Here is a 21,057-nt window from a genome sequence, read left to right as displayed (position 1 = left end):
ACCCAACAACAGCGGGCCGTAACCGCCCCCTGTTGTTGGCGCATTTATTCAACCTTGCGCCGCCATCTGGTGGCGCTTTTACACCGCCGCTAACAGCGAGTGTCGGCTGCAAGCCAACGAGGGTGAAGTTGATTGCAGCCGAAGCGAGGCTGTGTACGTTACGTCAGACGGCCCGACGAGAGCCGATGATCGCCTTGGTCTCCAGGTATTCGCCGAAGGCAACCTCGCCCCATTCGCGTCCGTTGCCCGATTGCTTGTACCCACCAAACGGCGCAGCAAAGTCCATGTCGGCATAGTTCAGTGTGACTTGGCCGGCGCGCAGCCTGCGCGCAACGCGCTCGGCCTGGCCCGGTTCGCCCTGGACGTAAGCCGCCAGCCCAAAAACCGTGTCGTTGGCGATGGCGATGGCGTCGGCTTCATCGGCATAACCGATGATTGCGAGAACCGGACCGAAGATCTCCTGCTGTGCGATCGCCATATCGTTCTTCACATTGGCGAAGACGGTCGGGCGAACATAGAAGCCCGTTTCCAGTCCCTCGGGTCGGCCAGGACCGCCGGTGACGAGCGTCGCGCCTTCATCGATGCCGGACTGGATCAGGCGCTGGATCTTGTTCCACTGCGCCTCAGATACGACCGGTCCCATCTTCGCGCTGCTAGCCGGATGCCCCACGGTCCACTGCTCGGCTGCGGCCCTGGCAAGCTCGGAGGCCTCCGCCATCCGCTCGGCGGGAACCAACATCCGCGTGGGCGCACCGCAGGATTGGCCGCTATTGATCATGACGCCCGCGACACCCGCCGCAACAGCAGACGCCAGATCGGCGCTGGGCAGGAGGATGTTGGGCGACTTGCCGCCCAGTTCCTGATGCACGCGCTTCACCGTCTGGGCTGCGTTGCGCGCCACCTGGATGCCGGCTGGCGTGGATCCGGTGAACGAGACGAGATCGACATCGGGATGTGCGGTCAGGGCATTGCCCACGCCTGCTCCGTCGCCTTGCACCAGGTTGAACACGCCGGCAGGCGTCTGAGCCTCGTGCATGATCTCGGTGAAGATCGTCGCCGAATACGGCGAGATTTCCGACGGCTTCACGACCATCGTGCAACCGGTCGCCAGCGCCGCGGCGACCTTGCAGGCGATCTGGTTGAGCGGCCAGTTCCAAGGGGTGATGAGCGCACAGACCCCGATCGGCTCACGCACAATGTGTGCCGTGCCGTGGGGATCTTCGAAGTTATAGCCCGCGAGCGCAGTCCGACCGATCTGAAGGTGGCCGAGACCGACGGGCACCTGATACTGCTCGGCAAGCCAAAGCGGCGCGCCCATCTCCTCCGAAATCGCGTGGGCCAGGTCTCCGGCACGCCGTTGGTAGGCGGCGATGATACGGTCGAAGAGCGCAAGACGGTCCTCGACCGAAGTCAGCGAGAAGGTCTCGAACGCAGCGCGAGCTGCGGCGACCGCTCGGTCGACGTCGCGGGCGTCGCCGATCGCGACTTGGCCGGAGACAGATTCATCCGCGGGGTTGATGACATCGATCACGGTGTCGCCGGCAGGCTCTACCCACGATCCGTTGATATAGAACTGAAGATTGTTGCGCATATCTGGACTCTCCATCGTCGTCAAAGGAGGCCAAGGTATATGTCGTAGACCTAGACGTAAATTAGGCACCTGGAGTAGCGCTGGTAGGCTTGAGGATACCAGGTGCCGTGGGCCAACCCGTTCGGCGGTAGTGTCCCGGTCGCCCTCACAGGTCCTGGTCGACAAGAGCCTGCAGGTCGCTCGTCAAGCAAACTGCCGATGTTCTGATCCTTCCGCCAACGCGCTTCCACCCGCCGCCGCGTCGAACGCCTGACGTGCGGCCTCGACCTCGGAAAACTTGACGAGCGTCCACTCATGCAGTGCCCGCAATGGCGGCTGCAACGTACGCCCAAGAGGCGTGATCTGATACTGCACCGCCACCGGAGACAGCGAAACGACTGTCCTCGAGATCAGGCCGTTGCGCTCGAGCCGGCGAAGACTTTGAGTGAGCGCCTTCTGCGTGACGCCTTGGAGGCGCCGCCGGATGGCGTTGAAACGCTGCGGCCCGTCATCCAGCACGACCAGAACCATCATCGACCACTTGTCCGCGATCTGGTCGAAGAGTGCGCGGCTGGGACAGTCAGACGAAAAGCATTTCAGTTCGGGAACGGGCATGGTGGTTTCCTTCGATACACCTGGGCGACTTCAGGTGCCTAATTGACGGCAGGTATCAAACATATACCATGATGCCTTTGTTTGCAACGGAGCCTCTTCAATGTCTCACCCCGATACCAGCACCCTGTTTCGTCCCTTCTCAATCCGCTCGCTCAACCTGAAGAACCGGATCGTCATGGCCCCGATGACGCGGCTCTTTGCCCCCGAGGGCGTGCCTGGCGACGCGAACGTCATCTATTACCGGCGCCGCGCGGAAGGGCGCGTGGGGCTTATTCTGTCCGAAGGGACGGTCATTGACCGTCCTGCATCACGCAACGACGGCGGCATTCCGTTGTTTTATGGCGAGGCCGCGCTAGCCGGTTGGAAAGATGTGATCGATGCCGTCCACGGCGCAGGCGGACGCATGGCGCCGCAGATCTGGCACACCGGTTCCACCCGTTACATCAACAACTGGGAGCCCGATGCGCCGGTCGAAAGCCCATCCGGGCTAGTCGCGCCCGCCGACCCTCGCGGCGTGGCTATGACCGAAGAGGACATCGCGGATACGGTTGCCGCCTTCGCCAAGGCGGCAAGAGACGCCAAAGCGCTCGGCTTCGACGCGGCAGAGATCCATGGCGCCCATGGCTATCTGATCGACCAGTTTTTTTGGTCGGGGACCAACCAGCGGACCGATCGCTATGGTGGGCCGACGATCAAGGGGCGGTCCCGCTTCGCAAGTGAGATTGTCGCTGCCGTGCGAGACGCCGTCGGTCCGGATTTCCCGATCATCATGCGGTTCAGTCAGTGGAAGCAGCAGGATTTGAGCGTGCGCGTCGCCGAGACCCCGGCGATCATGGAGGACTGGCTACTGCCGCTGGTTGAAGCGGGCGTCGATCTCTTGCACTGCTCGCAGCGACGCTTCTGGGAACCCGAGTTTCCTGAGATCGATGGCGAAAATGGGCTAAATTTTGCCGGCTGGGCCAAGAAGGTGACGGGTGCCGCGACGATCAGCGTCGGATCGGTCGGGCTTGAAAAGGATTTCGCCACCTCTTTTGCCGGCGAGGGATCGAGTCCTGCGAGCCTGGACCGTCTCGTCGAGCGAATGGAACGCGACGAATTCGATCTGATCGCCGTTGGCCGAGCCATTCTCAACGACCCAAGCTGGGTCAAAAAGGTCGAACACGGCGAATACGGCGCGCTGAAAGGGTTCGACGCAGCGGCGCTCGCCGAATTGGTCTGATGGTGAGTTCGAGGACGGGGAACATTCTTGGAACCCGTCCTCGTCGTTATTCGGACTTCATACTTTCCTATGGATGAAGGAAATGCCCAACCTTTTAGACTACACGGATAAAGTTGTGCTGATCACCGGCGGCGCTACCGGGATCGGACAAGCGACCGCGAAAGCGTTCGCCGGCCAAGGCGCGAAGGTCGTGATCGGAGACGTCAACGAGGGCGCGACGGAAACCGTTGCGCAGATCAAGCGGGCTGGCGGCGAGGCCTTGTTCGTGCGGACCGACGTAAGCGATCCTGCTTCGGTCGAAGCCCTCGTCAAGGCCACGGTCGATACCTACGGCCGCCTCGACTGCGCGTTCAACAACGCCGGCATCCTGCCGACAGCCTCCCCACTGGCCGAAATGTCGGTCGCGGAGTTCGACAAGGTCATCTCGATCGATTTGCGCGGCGTGTTTCTCTGCCTCAAATACCAGATTGCGCACATGCTGACGGCGGGGGGCGGCTCGATCGTCAACACGGCCTCAGTGGCCGGGCTGATCGCCGGCCGGAACACGTCTTCCTACGTCGCCGCCAAGCATGGCGTGATCGGTCTTACAAAGGCAGCCGCGCTCGACTATGCCACTCAGGGCATCCGCGTGAATGCCATCGCTCCTGGCCTGGTCGCCACTGCCATGACCAAGGGTTGGTTGGAAGACGCTGATTTCAGTCGAAGATTGTTGCAGACCATCCCGCTCGCCCGCCCAGCGGAGCCTGAGGAAATGTCTGGCATGGTGCTTTTCCTCAGCTCTTCCCAAGCGTCGTTCATCACGGGGCAGACCTTCACCGTCGATGGCGGGCAAGTCCCCCGCTGATCGCGGTGCCGCCCGTTATCCAGAATCATGGATCGAGACAACGTGCTTGGAGAGCGGGGAGGCCAGTTGACTTGGGAGCACTGTTCGATCGGCTAGACGTGAATGGGAGTGTGCCCGGTGCGGCCCGGGCGCTCCTCATCGTCGGCGGCGCAGGTGGCGTCGGCTCGATCGCCGTCCAACTTGCACGCGTCCTGACCGATGTCACCGTCATCGCCACCGCCTCGCGGCCCGAGACGATCGAGTGGGTTCGGTCGCTCGGCGCACATCTTGTCGTCGATCATTCGGCATCACCGGCCAGGGGTCGAGGCGCTGTCGCTCAATGCGCCACCGGCTCTCGTGTTCTGCACGACGAACACCTATGCGCACCTCGCCGACATCGTGGAATGGATCGCGCCGCAGGGCCGCTTTGCGCTGATCGACGCCCCAGCGGTGCTGGACGTCAATCCCCTCATGCCCAAAAGCGTCTCGACGCATCGGAGTTCGTGTTCATGCGGTCGCTGTTCGGAACGGCCGATATCGGCGCGCAGATGCAGCTTCTCGCTTTCTCCGGCGTCAATCGATCCAGGTCACCACTTCATCGAGTGGAGCACGTCCCGTCCTGAAATTGTTCGCTGCGTGAGCGGTGTCTTCGTACCCGAAAGAGATGCCAACCACCACATGTCGATCGTCGGAAATACCCAGATGGGAACGTATGAACCGTGGATACGAGGCCAAGGCTGCTTGCGGCGCAGAGGCTACTCCAAGATCCTGTGCGGCAAGGATGAAGTTCGCCAGGTAGGCGCCGGCGTCGACGGCACCGTACGTGCCGAGACAACGGTGGGTCGTGATGATCGCCACGTGTGGAGCGCCAAAAAAACGGAAGTTCTCCAGCGTTTGACGCGCCGAACCTTCGCGATCGCCCTTTTTGACGCCCACGCTTTCATAGAGCCGCCAGCCGCATTCCCGACGGCGATCTTTCAAGACACCTTCATAGGACTGCGGAAATTCGAAGTCGGGCGCAATCGGTTCGTTTTTCTGAGCGAAGCGGGTGTACGCCTCTCGGAATGTATCGGCGGCGTCACCCGAAACGATGGTCACCTGCCAGGGCTGCACGTTGCCCCACGAAGGTGTTCGCTGCGCGGCCTCCAGGATGGACTCGATGGTGCTGCGCGCGACGGGAGTCGGCAGAAAGGCTCTGCAGGTGTGTCGACGAGAAATCAAATCGTTTAGTGTGTTCGGCGGACGGGTCATGACGCTGAAGAATGGTTGTTTAAAGTAAATCAGAATTTACACGCAAATCTTGGCTACTGCAACGGGGCAACGGCGCCAATGTGGTAGGATTTTCCACGGTAATTCAAGATTTACTTTTAAGGATGGATGATGAGACAATTCGCTGTGGAAGCGGACAGGCTTGCGGCAAACCACCTTTTCGGCTTCGGATGTGCGGCGGGGCTTCGGCCATGAAGCCGGGTTCGCCTGTTCGACTGAATCTTCAGTTTTTACGATCATGGAGCGCCATTTATGATGTCGACGGCAGCGCTGCGCAGAGCGGCGAGCATTTGTCCAAAAGGGCTGGCCATTTCCAGTGGTGACGAACGGCGCACCTGGCCCGAGCTGTTGGGACGAGTCTCAGCGCTGGCTGGCGCCCTGCAATCTGCGGGGCTCGAGCGCGGTGATCGGGTAGCCACGCTGGCGAGGAATTCGCCTCGCTATTTTGAACTCCTGATGGCGATCTGGTGGGCGGGCGGAGTGATTGTTCCCCTCAACACGCGTTTGGCCTTCGAGGAGCTTCGCCACATCGTGGAGCACTCCGATTCCGTGCTGCTGTTCAGCGACGAGTCGTTCGAGGAGTTCGGAGCGCGGATGGCTGAGGTTCTGTCGTCTCTAAAGGAATTCATCCGCTTCGACGACGCGCGGTATGCGGCGATGCTCGAGCACCCGCGTGTTGAGGATGCTTGCGGTGACCTCAATTCGCTAGCCGGGATCTGCTACACAGGGGGGACGACCGGACTGCCCAAGGGAGTGGAGTTGACGCACCTGAACTTCAGCTTCGCCGCGATGAGCCTGCATCGCGAACTCGGGTACAACCAGGACACGGTCTATCTCCATTCGACGCCGATGTTCCATTTGGGAGACCTTGCAAATGGGCTGGCTGTGACGCTTGGCGGCGGCACGCACAGCTTCATAGCGCAATTCAAGCCGGAGGTTTTCTATCGGCGCCTGCGCGACGATGGTGTCACGCACGTTCAGCTCGTCCCAACGATGGTTGCGATGGTCCTGGACGGGCCAGAGCGCGATGACGAGCTTCTATCGCGAATTCGCTCGATCCAGTACGGTGCTGCTCCGATATCGCAGGCGTTGCTTGCTCGAATGCTGCAGGCCTTTCCCAATGCGCGGATCAACCAGTTCTATGGAATGACCGAGGCATGCGGAGGCATTTGTAGCTTGCCCCCCGACCGGCATGTCTTGAGCGGCCCCAAGGCGGGAAAACTGAAATCGGCAGGGCAGGCGTTGCCCGGCTTTGAGATCCGTATTGGGAGCGATCAATCTCGCCCATGCAAACCGGGGGAAGCGGGCGAGATCCTGCTGCGCGGCCCGGCTATCATGCGCGGTTATTGGAAGGCGCCCGAGAAGACCGCCCAGACGCTCGTTGACGGTTGGCTCTATTCCGGTGATGCGGGCTATCTAGACGAGGACGGTTTTCTGTACATCGTCGATCGGATAAAGGACATGATCATCAGTGGTGGCGAGAACATCTATTGCGCCGAAGTCGAGAACGCGTTGGCTTCGCACCCTTCGGTAGACGCCTGCGCAGTCTTGGGTCTGCCCGATGAGCGCTGGGGAGATCGGGTGCATGCCGCGGTTGTTCCGAAACCTGGCGCGAATTTGAGCATCTCAGAACTGGACGCACATTGCCGGGCGCAGATTGCCGGCTACAAGGTTCCACGCAGCTACGACATCCGCAGCGAGCCGTTACCACTTTCAAGTATCGGCAAAGTTCAAAAGAACCAACTGCGGGAAGCGTGGCTTGCCGCTGAAAAGAGCAGAGCCGGTTAGCCGGAAAACCGCATCGGACGGAATTTCTCCCACCGAAGTTACTTGTCCTCAGACTTTGGTTGGCTGCGGCGTATGACGCATTGCTGATCGACTCCTTCATCTTGAAATAGTAGGACCACCGGGGGTTGAATCCGCCTGCGCCATGACGTCCGCGGCCTTCGCGGCGGCAAAGCCATCGATGTCGCGCGCATGGCGCGCTGCTTGATCGCCTCTCGCTTTGGTCTGCATGCATGGCCGCGACTCTCCCGCGGTGAAGGGGCGGCATGGTCGGCTAGCCAAGCGCCAGTTCGACGAAGCTACCGTCACTTCAAATAAGGGTTTCCGATAAATGAATCTAGATTTACTTTTTGTGCGCCATGCATTGTAATACGTTTCATGGGCCGCGCTGGACCCATCACCGTGCACGGAAATCGGAGGATTTCAGGACAGGTGTTCAGGCACCGCGTGGGGAGGGCTGCTCGAAGATATCACCGCGCGCGCGGGCTGCATCGAACGCCCGATGCTCCTGAGGTGCGATCGCAGCGCGCTACTGCTTTGTCAACCTGAATCGGAAGACCCCGGAATGAATGCATCAAATCAACAAAAGTCGCTTGATGTCGTCATCGTCGGGGCCGGCTTCGCCGGCCTCTACCAGTTGCACCGCGCCCGCAAGGCGGGCCTGACTGCCCGCGTGATCGAGGCCGGCGAGGACGTCGGCGGCACCTGGTACTGGAACCGCTACCCCGGCGCGCGGTGCGACGTAGAAAGCCTCGACTACTCATTTTCCTTCGACAAGGAGCTCGAACAGGAATGGACCTGGAGCGAGCGCTACGCGACACAGCCGGAAATTTTGCGTTACATCCGCCACGTCGCCGAGCGATTCGACCTGCGGCGGGACATCCAGTTTCGCACGCGTGTGACGCGGGCAGTATTTGACGAGCGGGCAAAGCGATGGACCCTGGAGACAGACGCGGGCGAGTCATTCGACGCGCAGTTCTGTGTTATGGCCACTGGATGCCTTTCGATCGCGCAAGCCCCGAATTTCAAGGGCCTGCACAGCTTCGCCGGCACCTGGTATCACAGCGCCGATTGGCCGAAACAGGGCGTGGATTTCGCTGGCAAGCGGGTAGGGGTGATAGGCACCGGTTCTAGCGGTGTGCAGATGATTCCGTTGATCGCGGAGCAGGCCGACCATTTGACAGTCTTCCAGCGCACCGCCAACTTCAGCGTGCCGGCGCAGAACGAGCCGCTCGACGATGAGGCCGTCCGCCATGCCAAGGCCCACTACCGTGAGCGGCGGGCTCGCGCGAGAGACGCCAACAACGGCCTGTATCTGGAGGCAGTCGACAAATCGGCCCTCGAGGTTTCAGAAGAGGAGCGGCTGCGCGAGTTCGAGTTCCGCTGGCGCGGTGCCGGTGGTGGATTCCGGATGCTCCGCGCATTCAATGACCTGCTGGTCAATGAAAAAGCCAACGAGTATGTCTCCGACTTCGTGCGCTCCAAGATCCGTGCGATCGTGCGCGATCCGAAGGTGGCCGAGCTGCTTTGCCCCAAGAAGGAGCTGCGCTTCGGCACGAAGCGCCTTTGTGTGGACTCCGGCTACTACGAAACATTCAACCGCCCCAACGTGACGCTGGTCGACGTGAAGGCTGCGCCGATCGAGGAAGTGACCCCGCGTGGGCTGCGCACGAGCGCCCAAGCGTATGAGCTGGACATCCTCGTGTTCGCGACCGGTTTCGACGCCATGACGGGTGCGCTGCGTGCCATCGACATCCGCGGAGTCGGAGGCGTGACGCTGGGGGAAAGGTGGCAGCACGGTCCACGCACCTACCTGGGCGTATCGTGCGCGGGCTTTCCGAACATGTTCATCATCGCGGGGCCCGGCAGCCCATCGGTGCTCAGCAACGTCGTGCACTCCATCGAAGAGCACGTCGATTGGGTCACTCGGCTCATTCAGCACGCGCGTGAGACCAAAAGGGCCTACGTCGCTTGCGACCTCGAGGCGGAGAACGAGTGGGTTCACCACGTCAACGAGGTGGCCGATCGCACCCTCTACCCACGCGGCAATTCGTGGTACGTCGGCGCCAATATCCCCGGCAAACCTCGAATCTTCATGCCCTACGTGGGCGGGGTACCGGCTTACCGCAAGATTCTGAACGAGGTGGCCGATGCCGGATACCGCGGGTTCGTGCTCTCCTGAAACACGGATAAAAGGAAGTCCTGAATGAAAACGCTTGTCCTGGGCGGTACTGGCTTCATAGGGATGCATGTCGCGCGCGAGCTTGCCGCGAGGGGCGAAGAGATTGTGATTGCAGGTGCCAGAGCTGAACGCTCGCCTGCGGAACTCAGGGAGTTTTTCGGAGATGCCCCGCAGCAGGAACGAATTGATTTGACGGTCAGCTATGACGTCTTCGATGCGATTGCCCGTATCAAGCCCGATAAGGTATTCGACGCGTCGGGGTATGCCCCAAAATCGATGTCGCCGGCGCGTGAAGTCCATTTACGAACGGCTTGTGCGCTCAATGTGATCGAAGCCTGTCGAATCATGAATGTCGGACAGCTGACGATCACGAGTTCCAGCGACATCTACTGGGGCCTGGACTCAAAATACTATCCGTATAGCGAGGCCGGGCCGATCGCCATCACTGAACAGAAGGACCATCACTATATTCAGGCTGGGCCCAAGAAGTTGCTCGAGGCGATCGCCGCCATCTTTCAGCGCCAGACGGACCTCGACATCCGAATCGTGAGAATCGACGGCACATACGGGCCGCTCTACAACAAGATGATCAATGTCGTCGCGCGGATGGTTCACGCCGCCGTGCGCGGCGTCCCCATGGATCTGACCTCGGACAAAGGACGCTTGCCATGCGCGGACATGGCTTGGGACTTCAACTATGTCAAGGACCATGCATACGGCATGGCGCTGGTCCACCAGGCGATTGCCCCGGAGCACAAGGTCTACAACGTGGGCAGTGGCAAAACCACGCGGCTGGACGAATTCGCTGATGCAGTCAACGCGCTGTTCCCAGGCGCGATACCGCCGTTGCCGCTGCACCCTCATGGGCCTTCGAGCGACCAACGCTATCTGGACATAACGCGCGTGCGTGCGCTCGGCTATGAACCACGATGGTCGGTTGCGACCGGCGTTGCTGATTATGTGCAATGGCTGCAATCCCACGACGTCTGATTTTCGTGCTTGAGAGCAGCGCAAGGCGATGAGGTCAGTGGGCCGCCGGCCCACGCGGTGGCGGCCACCGGAGTTTCGGTGGCCGAGTAATCCGCGCCGCGCATGAGGACCTCACGTTCCCGCGGCAGGCCGAGTTTCTCGAGCCCGCCACTTTCGATGGCCTGCCCATCCTGCCGGCAGTTGACCGCACTGAGCACTCCATCACGCGGCTGGCTTTCCCGACGTCCGAGTCAAAGCACCGCACCTCCAAAAGTGAACAGTAAATTCTACGGTGTTCGTCCCCGCCGTTACCCGCCAGTCCTGGCTAGACGCTCTCGGCATGGCCGAAAGGGCGTGCATGGTTTCGATGCCGGCGAAAGTGAATCTGAATTACAATTACGCGTCCCGGGGACGTCAGCGGAAACTCCCGATCCATGCGGCTCAGGCGGCGCTTTGACACGCACTCGGGCGTTGAATCTGGGGGGGCGGGCGCCCCGGCGTGACCTGGATTCCTCGAGACTGAGTGATGTCGAAAAGCCGTTGAACAGCGGGAAGCCGCAATTGACGAATATTCCGGCCAAGTGCCGGTCAGACTAATGGACGATTGTTCTCGTTATGGACGAACTCATCGAGCCGGCGACCCGGCGGACACCGAAGGGCAATACGACGCGAGAAGCGATCAAGCTTGCGGCGAAGCGCGCGTTGGCAGTAGATGGGTTTTCGAACGCGAAAATCGCCGACATCATGGCGAGCGTCAACCGCTCACCGGGTGCCTTCTACAAATACTATCCAAGCAAGGAAGCACTGCTGCACGAGCTGCTTGACGAATTTCGCACGCGCCTCAAGGCAGAAGTAAACCGCCCCTTGAACACGCGTGGGGACCCGCTTGAACACCTGAAAGAGCGGTTAGGTGCGTTCTGGAAGATCTATCGCGATGACTGGCCTGTGGCAACTGCAGCATTTCAGATGTCGATGGCGGATCGTGAGTTCGCTCGTGCGTGGCATGGTGTGAGGCAACAGGGCATACGAGGCATGTCGAGCGTGATCAAGCTCCTCCAAAAGGAAGGCTATTGCGCCGGGCTCGATAGCGAACTGATTGCTTCGGCACTGTGTTCGATGCTCGAATACACCGGCTACAACTGGACTGCGCGCGCCGGTGACTTCCCAGACCGGCTGATTGATGACGGGGCGGCTATTGAGGTACTGACTCGACTGGTCCTGAACGGTGTGAGAGGCGGCGCCGCTGAGACAACAGCCGCGTCTCCCGCAGACAAGGAACCCGGCCGCGATCCGGTGCGGCGTCGTGCAAAATCGGAGCGCCGCTGAGCCGGCGAATCTTATGTAGTGGTTGAGGCCTCGAAATGCATGGGGGGCCGGAGGCGACGCGCGAAGTCGCGTTCAGCGCATGGATGTTTCGGGGACCGGCTGCGCCACCCAGTTGGTGATCCTCTGCTGTCGGCTCGAGAACTCGCGCACCAATTGTCTGGGCGTGCGCCCAGTCTTCACGAACTCCACATCTCCGCCTGGATATCCGTCGCACGAGGCTTTCGATGCTTGCCCGTGCCGACATTCCCCTCATCCAAGAACAGAGTCCGTCTTTCGCGGCTCAACTCAACTTCGACTGACGCCTATCGTTGCGCTTCGTGTATTGCGACGGGCTGCGGTGTCTAACGGTTCCCCCCCCCCCCCGATTCTTCGCGTCTGCGCAGCACAAACTCGCAGGTCGTTACTGGCAGCACAGTTCGGGTAAACCAAAAGTGAATTGCAATTTACTTATGGGCGCCGATAGGCTCTAATGGCTACCAATGGGCCGGACTTCCAAACGCCCGCTGCGGTGGCACAGCAAGGTCTCGCTCTTGACCCTCAGCGACTTGCCGAAGAATGCATGGCGTTCTTGCCAGGGAGGGCTAGGAACTGCGCCGCAAGGTGGGCGGTTACGCCCACGCCAAACAATTGAGGCGATGACGAATTGCGCGGAAGCCGGCACGCGCGAACCGCACTGAACGACAGATGTCGCGCCGGATGGCCATAGACCGCAGGGGGCGTCATCGGCTCGTTCAGAACACGGCGGAATGTGAATCCGTCGGCATAGAGACGGTAGTCAGTCTTACTAAATAAATGGAATGGAGACAGACGCGTGAAATCTAAATTGGCCAATCTTCTTGTTGCGTCGGGCCTACTGAGCTTCGCCGGGCTGGCGAGTGCCCAGAGCAGCGTGACCCTCTACGGCTTGATCTCGACAGGTATCGCCTATGCGAATAATCAGAAAGGCGCCTCTTCATGGTACGTGGCAAACGGCCCGATGCAGGCGCCACGCTTCGGACTGAAGGGAACCGAGGACCTCGGCGGCGGGCTGCATGCCATCTTCACGCTGGAGAACGGCTTCAGTATCACCAATGGATCGCTTGGGCAGGGCGGGCGCATGTTCGGGCGGCAGGCGTTCGTCGGCTTGTCGTCCGATAGGATCGGCACGCTCACGATCGGGCGGCAATACGACCTCGGCGCCGCAACCCTCTATGGCTACGAGTCGGCGTGCCAGTTCGCCGCCTACGGCACGCATATCGGCGACAACGACAACGTGTTCGACACGTTCCGCATCAACAACGCTGTCCAGTTCAAGAGTCTCGACTATCGCGGGTTGCAAGTCGCCGCGCTGTATGGCTTCTCGAACAAGGCAGACGGGTTCTCTGACAACAGCAGCTACAGCGCCGGCGTGTCATACCACAGCGGCGGTCTGTCGCTTGGCGCGGCCTATAACCAGGTCACCATGCCGAACGATCCGAATAACACTGGCGGCGCTGTTTCGGGCGACTACGGCTTCACTTCGCCATTCATCACTAATCCGGCGACCGGCGCAGGCGTCGCCAAACAGTGGATGTTCGGCGCAGGCGGGGCCTATAAGTTCGGCGCGGCAAGCGCGTCCGTGCTCTATACGAAGTCGCGCTTCGACTACCTCGATACGTCCAGGCTAGACCTGAACAACTTCGAGGTCTCGCTGGTGGACTATGTGTTACCCGACTTGCTCGCCGGCGCGGCCTACATCTACACATCAGGCAGCTATCGCCCACAACCTGTCGACCCGAAATGGCACCAGATCAATGTCGGGATCGATTATTTCCTGAGCAAGCGGACCGACCTCTTTCTCGTCGGCACCTACCAGCGCGCGGCCGGCGATGCAAAGTTCGCACAGATCTATTCGCTGTCGCCTTCCAGCACGAAAACGCAAGTGTTCGGGGTGGTGGGGATGCGGACGAAATTCTGAGGCGAGGGCCCCCAGCTTGCATCGTAGCGATTGCACGAGACAGCTCATAGCTCTTCGGGCAACGCCTTCGCCTCTCGCAAGTCGGTGGAGTCGAAGCCTTCCGCGAAAGCGCCATAGGTTCCAGCGAGCCGCTGGCGGGCCGCCTCACTCTTGCCTTGTGCTTGCCACAGGCGCAGGAGGTTCAACGTGGCGCGCAGCTCGAGCGACTTCGCGGCTTGATGGCCGGCGACTGCGATCGCGTGTTGAAAGCACGCTTGCGCTAATAACGCCCCCCGTTTTGTCAACCATAGCGAGCGCCTCCGTCAGCGCGCTTGGCCCGGCCTGCGTTTGTCCGCCATGTCCGTAGGCGGTGGACCGCTGCTCAGGCTCATGAACATCGTCTGCCGCTTCTCACTAGAAACGGGCGCGACAGTATTTGCCGCGCATTTCGCGGAAACATCGGCGGGCACGGTAAAGCGGGTTGGCAGAGGATTCGAATGGAGTTATGGGGAGGCCGATCCAGCGATCCGTGACGGGTGAATGCAGCGGATATCCACCATGGCCGATTTGCGGCCACGACCTCATGTGAGCGCATGATCGTTTGACCTTGAAACCGGCCATCGCTGCCAGACGGAGTGAAGCCTACGCAGGTCCGCGGAGTTGTCACCCATTGCAAGACTGGAGTAAGTGAATAAATCTTCCCCTCAAGGACCGAGCCCTGCATCGCGTACTTTTTTTGGCCATCCTGGCAATGCGAAGCTTGGTGGCGCGTCCGGTTTCTCGTCGTCTGGCTGCGGAACTGATCCGCACCAGTCACTCATCGGGATCAAGGTGAACCTCCGCTTTCCGGTATTCACCCCTGGCTCAGTCGAGCTCCAGAGAATCGTCGGTGCCGGGCCAATGTCCAGAGGGATACATGTCAATTCCATGGTCGCCCGCATGGCGGTACCAGACAGCTATCGGCTCATGACCTGGGCGTCTCGGTGTTCGCAGCAGCGGGATGGCCGGGGACTGGGCACAATCAACTCAATGGTTTCGGACCAACGACTCTACCGGGCTCTCAGTCTCCCGCCAAACCTGGCTAAAGCATCGCGTTACCTCGAATGGTTGGTCATCACGCATCATGTAATAAGTCGCACGCCGCAGCTTCGATGAACGCCCAAGCGAGATCCAGGCGATCCAGTAACTCGATTTCCGTTTTCGTGAATACCGCTTCGGGCGTGGCCTGTGGAACTGCGCGGCTGATCATCGTGAGCCAGAAGCTGCGCCAGCTCAGGATGCAGAGGACGGAGTCTGCGAAGTCGAGTGCGTCTTCGCGCCGGAGGAGACATGTTTAACGCTTATGGCTGCACTTTGCATACCCGCAATGTGCGATCCGCGCTCCTTACCGCATCTAATCTCTTCCTTTATGGTGGATAATATGGCATTCCACGCTCCGATCACGCCATGGTGTGACCCGAGCTTTCTCTGTCCACTTTTTTACTTATGTCAGATCTTAAAGTTGTCCGCGAAACCAAAACCCTTCGTGAACTGACGCTGGACAAGCTGCGCGACGCAATTGTGCAGGGGTATTTCCAGCCGGGCGCACGCCTCGTCGAACGCACGCTGTGCGACGAGTTGGGGGTGAGCCGCACGATTGTGCGCGAAGTATTGCGGCACCTCGAGACCGAGGGGCTGGTGGATGTTATCGCGCGCCAAGGGCCGGTCGTCGCGCAACTGAATGCCGGCCAGGTTAGCGAAATCTACGAACTGCGCGGGCTACTGGAGGCGAATGCCGCACGCGCGTGTGCCGAGCAGTCCACACCCGAACTCGTGAGGCGACTGCGGGAGATCCGCAAACAGATCGAAGCAGCGTTCCAGGTCAAAGACTTGCCAGCGGTGCTCGCCTACACGGAACACTTCTACGAGGCGTTGTTCGAGGGCGCGCAACGGACCGTCTCCCTGGCCGTGGTCAAGACGCTCAATGCGCGGATCAATCGATTGCGCGCACTCACGATAGCCACGCCGGGACGCAGCCAGGAGTCGAATCGCGAGATGAACATGATGCTTGATGCCATCGAACGGCGCGACGGCGATGCCGCGTCTTCCGCCTCGATCGCGCATATCAGGCGCACGGCGGAGCTTGCGCTTGCGGCGCTTGCTCAACGAAGCGAAGGGGCGGCCGAAGCTTGACGCGAACGGCCTGACGATTCTCTACCGCTTGTCTGCGCCGCGGTTCCGCGGCGCGCTCCGCGCGCTCCTTCCGAGCGCCAGACCACTCCCACTCCGCTCCCCATAACGCGCCGTTCGCTCGCGGCGTTGTCTTCGCTCGACCCGGCCGCGAGGCGCTCCTGGTTTTTCAGCGCGAGGCTCCGACCGGCAACTGCGTGCCGTCAGCAACGTCCATGCCAGCCAGTTCTCCGTTCGAAATTATGGTATTCCATAATATTTTGACGCGAAAAGTTTGCTGTAGTATGGCATACCATAATCTTGTGGAGCATGAGCCGAATGAATCCTGACCGGACGCCCAGGCTTGCCGCAGCGCGCGGCGAGATTGCAGGGACGAGCTACAGCGTGCATGCGCCGAAGTCGGGCGAAGCGCCGGCAACAGTTGTCCTGATTCACGGCGTGGGGATGAATCAGAGCGTATGGTCGTCGCAGATCGAGCCGTTGACGGCGGCGAACTACGAAGTCGTGGTCTACGACATGCTCGGGCATGGCGCCAGTGCTCTGCCTCCGGCCGAGCCGACGCTCGATGATTACGCCGCCCAGCTCGAACGCCTGCTCGACGGCCTCGACATCGAGCAGGCGCACGTCGCCGGTCATTCGATGGGCGCACTCGTCGCACTCGAGTTCGCGCTGACTCGTGCGCCGCGTACGCTGAGCGTCGCTGCACTGAACGCGGTCTACGACCGCTCGCCTGCACAACGCGAAGCAGTAATGTCGCGCGCCGCGACGCTCGGCGATACACCGGCCGATACGGGCGCGATTGCGGGCGTCGACGCAACGCTCAAACGCTGGTTCGGTGACCCGGTGCCGGCGCATCTGACGCAGGCGGCGCAAGCGGTGCGGCACCTGCTGCTCTCGGTCGATCCGGTCGGCTATGCGCGGACTTACGGTCTCTTCGCCTGCTCGGACGACGTCCACGTCGGTCGGCTGGCGAGCCTCGCTGTGCCGGCCTTGTTCCTGACCGCCGAGCTAGATCTGAACTCGAGTCCGGACATGTCGCGGGCGATGGCAGAGGCCGCGCCGTTCGGTCGGGCCGAGGTGGTTGCGGGTGCGCGTCATATGATGAACGTTAGCCATCCAGAAGAAGTCACCGCACGCCTGCTTGCTTTTTTCGCCGAAGCAGCGCAACGAAACGGGGCAAATGCAACGAACGTGGGGGAAGACCATGTCTGAGCCGATCATCGAACAGACTTTCGACACTCTCGAATTTCGCCGCGCACTCGGCGCATTCGTCACCGGCGTGACTGTTGTCACGACGATCCAGCCGGACGGTTCCCCGCGCGGCTTCACGGCCAACTCGTTCGCCTCGGTTTCGCTCGATCCGCCGCTGATCCTCGTGTGCATCGCGAAGAGCGCGTCGAGCCACGCGGTCTTTGCCACCACGAATCACTTCGCAGTCAGCGTGCTGGCGGGGGAGCAGAAGGCCGTGTCGGGCGTCTTCGCGTCGAAGTCGGTCGACAAGTTCGCGCAGGTCTCATGGCGCGTCCGCGCAACGGGCGCGCCGATCATGGAGGGCGCGGCGGCGACGTTCGATTGCAGGACGCACGACGTCGTGGGTGCCGGCGATCACATCATTCTGATCGGGCGCGTGGTCGACTTCGTGCATACGAATTCTTCGCCGTTGGGTTACTGCCGTGGCGCGTACGTAAACTTCAGTCTCTCGCAGGACGCGCTCGCGGCAACCGGCGCGCGCGCCCAGGTGGGCGCAATTCTCGAACATCGCGACGGCCTGGTGCTGCTTGAAACGAAAAACGGTTTGCAGTTGCCGACCGGCGTCAAGCTCGAACCCGAAAGTGATGCGGGGAGCCTGCGCGGCGTGCTGGCGAAACTCGGTCTCACCGCGCATCTCGATTTCATTTTTGCCGTTTTCGAATCGGGTAGTGGTCCGTCGGCGAGGGTCCACGTCTATTACCGGGGACGCGTGAGCAGCAGCCTCGCCGCAATGATGGACACCGCGATCCACATCGTCCCGCTGCCACGGATTCCATGGAGCGAACTGCGCGACGACGCCGTGCGCTCGATGCTGCAGCGCTATGTGCGCGAGCGCAGCGAAGACGCCTTCGGCATCTACGTCGGCGACACAGAGGCAGGACAGGTCCAGACGCTCGCGACAGCACATTGAGATGCCCGGTGTCGCACGGCTGCCGCCGTCATCCGGATACGCTTTGCGACGACCGGTTTGTCTGGGGTTAATCCACCAAAAAGATCCATCAATCCAGCATCGCAGTGGGGAGACAAAGGAAAAGATGGAAAACAGCAACATGAAGCCAGCGCGTTCTTCGCCGTTGGCCGCAGAGACGACCGATTCGACGACCACGCAGTCAATTTAGCGCGACCAAACCGACTTGAAGGATACCGATATGACCCGCACCCGCAGTCTGATGATTTCTCCGCTGTTCGCGCTGTGCGCGGCAGCGTTCATGGCGACGCCGGCGCTTGCCGCAGATCCCATCGTGTTCACGAGTTGGGGCGGCACGACGCAATCGTCGCAGCAAAAGGACTGGGCGCAGCCTTTCACCCAGGGGAGCGGCATCACCGTGCTGATGGATGGTCCGACCGACTACGGCAAGCTCAAGGCGATGGTGGACAGCGGCAATGTTAGCTGGGACGTCGTCGACGTCGAGGGCGACTTTGCCTATGCCGCGCAAAAGGCAGGGCTGATCGAGCCTATCGACTACACCGTGGTCAAGAAGGGCGAGCTCGATCCACGCTTCTCGAGCGCCGATGCGGTGGGCAGCTTCTATTACTCGTTCGTACTCGGCTATAACAAATCGAGCTTCAAGGGCGCGCAGCCGCAGGCGTGGGCCGATCTGTTCGACACGAAGAAATTTCCCGGCAAACGAACGTTCTACAAGTGGTCCGCACCCGGCGTGCTCGAAATTGCGCTGCTTGCCGACGGCGTGCAGCCGGACAAACTCTATCCCCTCGACCTCGACCGCGCATTTAAAAAGCTCGACTCGATCAAGAGCGACATCGTCTGGTGGAGCGGCGGCGCACAGTCGCAGCAACTGCTCGCATCGGGAGAGGCGCCCGTCGGCATGTTCTGGAACGGCCGTCTGCATGCGCTCGAACAGACGGGCGTGCCGGTCGGCGTTTCGTGGAACCAGAACCTGACTGCCGCGGACATGCTCGTGATCCCGAAGGGCGCGAAGCACAAGGCCGAGGCGATGAAGTTCCTCGCCGTCGCGACGAGTCCGCAGGCGCAGGCAAAGTTCGCGCAGGATACGGGCTACGCGCCGATCAACGTGAAGTCGGCGGCGCTGATGCCTGCTGCAGTCGCGAAGACGATGCCGGACCAGTACAAGACCTCCCAGATCGACCTGGACATGAAGTACTGGGCGGACAATCGCGACGCGATTGCGAAGCGCTGGTACGCGTGGCAATCGAAATAAGCGTCAGCGAAAGAGGCGTGCCCCGAAGCGGCGGTCAGGCAGAAGGCGCGTAGCAGCAACTGGAGAATGCAGGAGATACCATGCCCAATGTTCTGAGTACCGCGGCCCATCCGCCGGCGACACCCACGCGTCGGCGTCGCGACTGGCGCAACATTCGCCTGTTGATACCGGGGCTCGTGCTCCTCGTGATCTTCTTCATGCTGCCGGTGCTTTCGCTCCTGCTGCGCAGCGTGCTGGAGCCCACACCGGGGCTGCACAACTACGAGCAGCTTCTCGGCTCTTCCACCTACCTGCGCGTGTTCGGCAACACGTTCCTGGTCGCGACCGTCGTGACCGTGGTGACGGTGGCGATCGGTTTCCCGACCGCATGGCTGCTCGCCATTGCGCCGCGCAGGCTGAGTTCGCTGCTGTTTTCGATCATGCTGCTTTCGATGTGGACCAACCTGCTGGCGCGCACGTTTGCCTGGATGGTTCTGCTTCAGTCGACGGGCCCGATCAACCGCATGTTAATGGCGATCGGCCTCATCCACGAGCCGCTGCCGCTCGTGAACAACCTGATCGGTGTGACGATCGGCATGACGTACATCATGCTGCCATTTCTCGTCATGCCGCTGCACGCGACGCTGCGCAGCATCGACCCCTCGACACTGCGCGCCGCGGCGGTCTGCGGCGCGAGTCGCTGGCAGGCCTTCTGGCGCGTCCTTGTGCCATTGGCGATGCCGGGCATCGCATCGGGCGCATTGATGGTATTTGTCATGGCCCTCGGCTACTTCGTGACCCCAGCATTGCTCGGCGGCGCGCAATACATGATGCTCGCCGAACTGGTGGCCCAGCTCGTGCAGGAGTTGTTGAACTGGGGTCTCGCCGGTGCCGCCGCCTTCGTGCTGCTCGCCGTGACGCTCTCGCTCTACGCGCTTCAACTGCGGTTCACAGGCGGCGCGCGCGCCACTGCTGGAGGCCTTTGACATGTTGCTCGATTTCGACCGTTTAGGTGCGTTGCGCTGGGCGCTGCTTGCAATCGGCGCTGCCGTTGCACTTTTCCTTCTGTTGCCCATCGTGTTCATCGTCGCCTTGTCGTTCGGCGATTCGCAGTGGCTGATCTTTCCGCCGCCGGGCTGGACGCTGGAGTGGTACCGCCAGCTTTTCACCGACCCGGGATGGCTCGACTCGCTGCTCACGAGCGCCAAGCTCGCGGTGATCGTGACAGTGCTGTCCGTGCTGATCGGCTTTCTTGCATCGCTTGCGCTCGTTCGCGGCAAGTTTCGCGGCCGCAACGCGGTGAAGGCGTTTTTTCTGACGCCGATGGTGCTGCCCGTGGTGGTGCTGGCTGTGGCGCTCTATGCGTTCTTTCTGCGCATTGGCCTGACCGGCACGATGACCGGCTTCGTGATCGGCCATCTGATCATCGCCTTGCCGTTTTCGATCATTTCAATCAGCAACTCGCTGTCGAGCTTCGATACCGCACTGGAAGACGCAGCGTTGATCTGCGGGGCATCGCCGCTCGAAGTGAAGCTGCGCGTTACATTGCCGGCGATCCGGCTTGGCCTGTTCGCCGCAGCGATCTTCGCGTTCCTTGCGTCGTGGGACGAGGTGGTGGTGTCGATCTTCATGTCGAGTCCGACTTTGCAGACGCTGCCTGTGCGCATCTGGGCGACGCTGCGGCAGGACCTGACTCCCGTCGTCGCGGCAGCATCCTCGCTGCTCGTTGGACTGACGACCGTTTTGATGTTGGCGGGCGCAGTGCTGCGCCGCGCCCGATAACGCCCGAACAATGAGGTGATTAG

17 protein-coding genes are annotated in these 21,057 nt (G+C 61.2%); 13 read left to right on the top strand and 4 right to left on the bottom strand.

Going from position 1 to position 21,057, the window contains the following annotated elements; all coding sequences use genetic code 11:
- Positions 1-163: 163 nt before the first annotated feature.
- Both HDG34_RS25455 and HDG34_RS25450 read right to left on the bottom strand, forming a co-directional pair.
- Complete coding sequence (locus HDG34_RS25455) at positions 164-1,591, bottom strand: aldehyde dehydrogenase family protein (protein WP_184063092.1); 1,428 nt, start codon at positions 1,589-1,591, stop codon at positions 164-166.
- Between the two features lie 183 nt (positions 1,592-1,774).
- Positions 1,775-2,185: a helix-turn-helix domain-containing protein gene (locus HDG34_RS25450; protein ID WP_184063090.1), complete on the bottom strand. Its 411-nt coding sequence runs from the start codon at positions 2,183-2,185 to the stop codon at positions 1,775-1,777.
- A gap of 100 nt (positions 2,186-2,285) precedes the next feature.
- Here HDG34_RS25450 and HDG34_RS25445 point away from each other — a divergent pair, with 100 nt between their 5' ends.
- The gene (locus HDG34_RS25445; RefSeq protein ID WP_184063088.1) at positions 2,286-3,404 is read left to right on the top strand and encodes an NADH:flavin oxidoreductase; all 1,119 of its coding nucleotides are present in this window, start codon (positions 2,286-2,288) and stop codon (positions 3,402-3,404) included.
- 82 nt (positions 3,405-3,486) lie between these two features.
- Positions 3,487-4,248 (top strand): SDR family NAD(P)-dependent oxidoreductase, encoded by a 762-nt coding sequence (locus HDG34_RS25440; protein ID WP_184063086.1) that lies wholly within the window; start codon positions 3,487-3,489, stop codon positions 4,246-4,248.
- A gap of 92 nt (positions 4,249-4,340) precedes the next feature.
- On the opposite strand, the gene HDG34_RS25435 is transcribed toward HDG34_RS25440, so the two are convergent.
- Both HDG34_RS25435 and HDG34_RS25430 read right to left on the bottom strand, forming a co-directional pair.
- Complete coding sequence (locus HDG34_RS25435) at positions 4,341-4,529, bottom strand: hypothetical protein (RefSeq protein ID WP_184063084.1); 189 nt, start codon at positions 4,527-4,529, stop codon at positions 4,341-4,343.
- Between the two features lie 271 nt (positions 4,530-4,800).
- Positions 4,801-5,478 (bottom strand): nitroreductase, encoded by a 678-nt coding sequence (locus tag HDG34_RS25430; RefSeq protein ID WP_184063082.1) that lies wholly within the window; start codon positions 5,476-5,478, stop codon positions 4,801-4,803.
- A 270-nt stretch (positions 5,479-5,748) separates the two neighbouring features.
- On the opposite strand from HDG34_RS25430, the gene HDG34_RS25425 reads away from it, so the two are divergent.
- From HDG34_RS25425 to HDG34_RS25375, 11 genes are all read left to right on the top strand, one after another.
- Complete coding sequence (locus HDG34_RS25425; protein WP_184063080.1) at positions 5,749-7,284, top strand: class I adenylate-forming enzyme family protein; 1,536 nt, start codon at positions 5,749-5,751, stop codon at positions 7,282-7,284.
- A 562-nt stretch (positions 7,285-7,846) separates the two neighbouring features.
- The gene (locus HDG34_RS25420) at positions 7,847-9,463 is read left to right on the top strand and encodes an NAD(P)/FAD-dependent oxidoreductase (protein WP_184063078.1); all 1,617 of its coding nucleotides are present in this window, start codon (positions 7,847-7,849) and stop codon (positions 9,461-9,463) included.
- Positions 9,464-9,487: 24 nt separating this feature from the next.
- Positions 9,488-10,453, top strand: coding sequence for an NAD(P)-dependent oxidoreductase (locus HDG34_RS25415; protein ID WP_184063076.1), 966 nt, complete (start codon positions 9,488-9,490; stop codon positions 10,451-10,453).
- A gap of 594 nt (positions 10,454-11,047) precedes the next feature.
- The gene (locus HDG34_RS25410) at positions 11,048-11,758 is read left to right on the top strand and encodes a TetR/AcrR family transcriptional regulator (protein ID WP_184063074.1); all 711 of its coding nucleotides are present in this window, start codon (positions 11,048-11,050) and stop codon (positions 11,756-11,758) included.
- Positions 11,759-12,569: 811 nt separating this feature from the next.
- Entirely contained in the window at positions 12,570-13,694 is a 1,125-nt protein-coding gene (locus HDG34_RS25405; protein ID WP_311734932.1) for a porin, read from the top strand.
- A gap of 1,464 nt (positions 13,695-15,158) precedes the next feature.
- Positions 15,159-15,845 carry a GntR family transcriptional regulator gene (locus HDG34_RS25400; RefSeq protein ID WP_102634254.1) on the top strand — a complete coding sequence of 229 codons (687 nt, stop codon included), beginning with the start codon at positions 15,159-15,161 and terminating at the stop codon, positions 15,843-15,845.
- Positions 15,846-16,160: 315 nt separating this feature from the next.
- Positions 16,161-17,054, top strand: coding sequence for an alpha/beta fold hydrolase (locus HDG34_RS25395; protein ID WP_184063072.1), 894 nt, complete (start codon positions 16,161-16,163; stop codon positions 17,052-17,054).
- Positions 17,047-18,003, top strand: coding sequence for a flavin reductase family protein (locus HDG34_RS25390; protein ID WP_184063070.1), 957 nt, complete (start codon positions 17,047-17,049; stop codon positions 18,001-18,003). The genes HDG34_RS25395 and HDG34_RS25390 overlap by 8 nt, the downstream gene beginning before the upstream one ends.
- Before the next feature lie 238 nt (positions 18,004-18,241).
- Complete coding sequence (locus HDG34_RS25385) at positions 18,242-19,273, top strand: ABC transporter substrate-binding protein (RefSeq protein ID WP_128598245.1); 1,032 nt, start codon at positions 18,242-18,244, stop codon at positions 19,271-19,273.
- An 80-nt stretch (positions 19,274-19,353) separates the two neighbouring features.
- Positions 19,354-20,238 carry an ABC transporter permease gene (locus tag HDG34_RS25380; protein WP_027194702.1) on the top strand — a complete coding sequence of 295 codons (885 nt, stop codon included), beginning with the start codon at positions 19,354-19,356 and terminating at the stop codon, positions 20,236-20,238.
- 1 nt (position 20,239) lies between these two features.
- Entirely contained in the window at positions 20,240-21,034 is a 795-nt protein-coding gene (locus HDG34_RS25375; RefSeq protein WP_102634259.1) for an ABC transporter permease, read from the top strand.
- The last annotated feature ends 23 nt before the right edge of the window (positions 21,035-21,057 follow it).

Origin of the sequence: Paraburkholderia sp. HC6.4b, from assembly GCF_014200875.1 — a bacterium.
Classification (GTDB): domain Bacteria; phylum Pseudomonadota; class Gammaproteobacteria; order Burkholderiales; family Burkholderiaceae; genus Paraburkholderia; species Paraburkholderia tuberum.
Note: the sequence above shows the minus strand (reverse complement) of the source record. Positions and strands in the feature narration are given on the sequence as shown.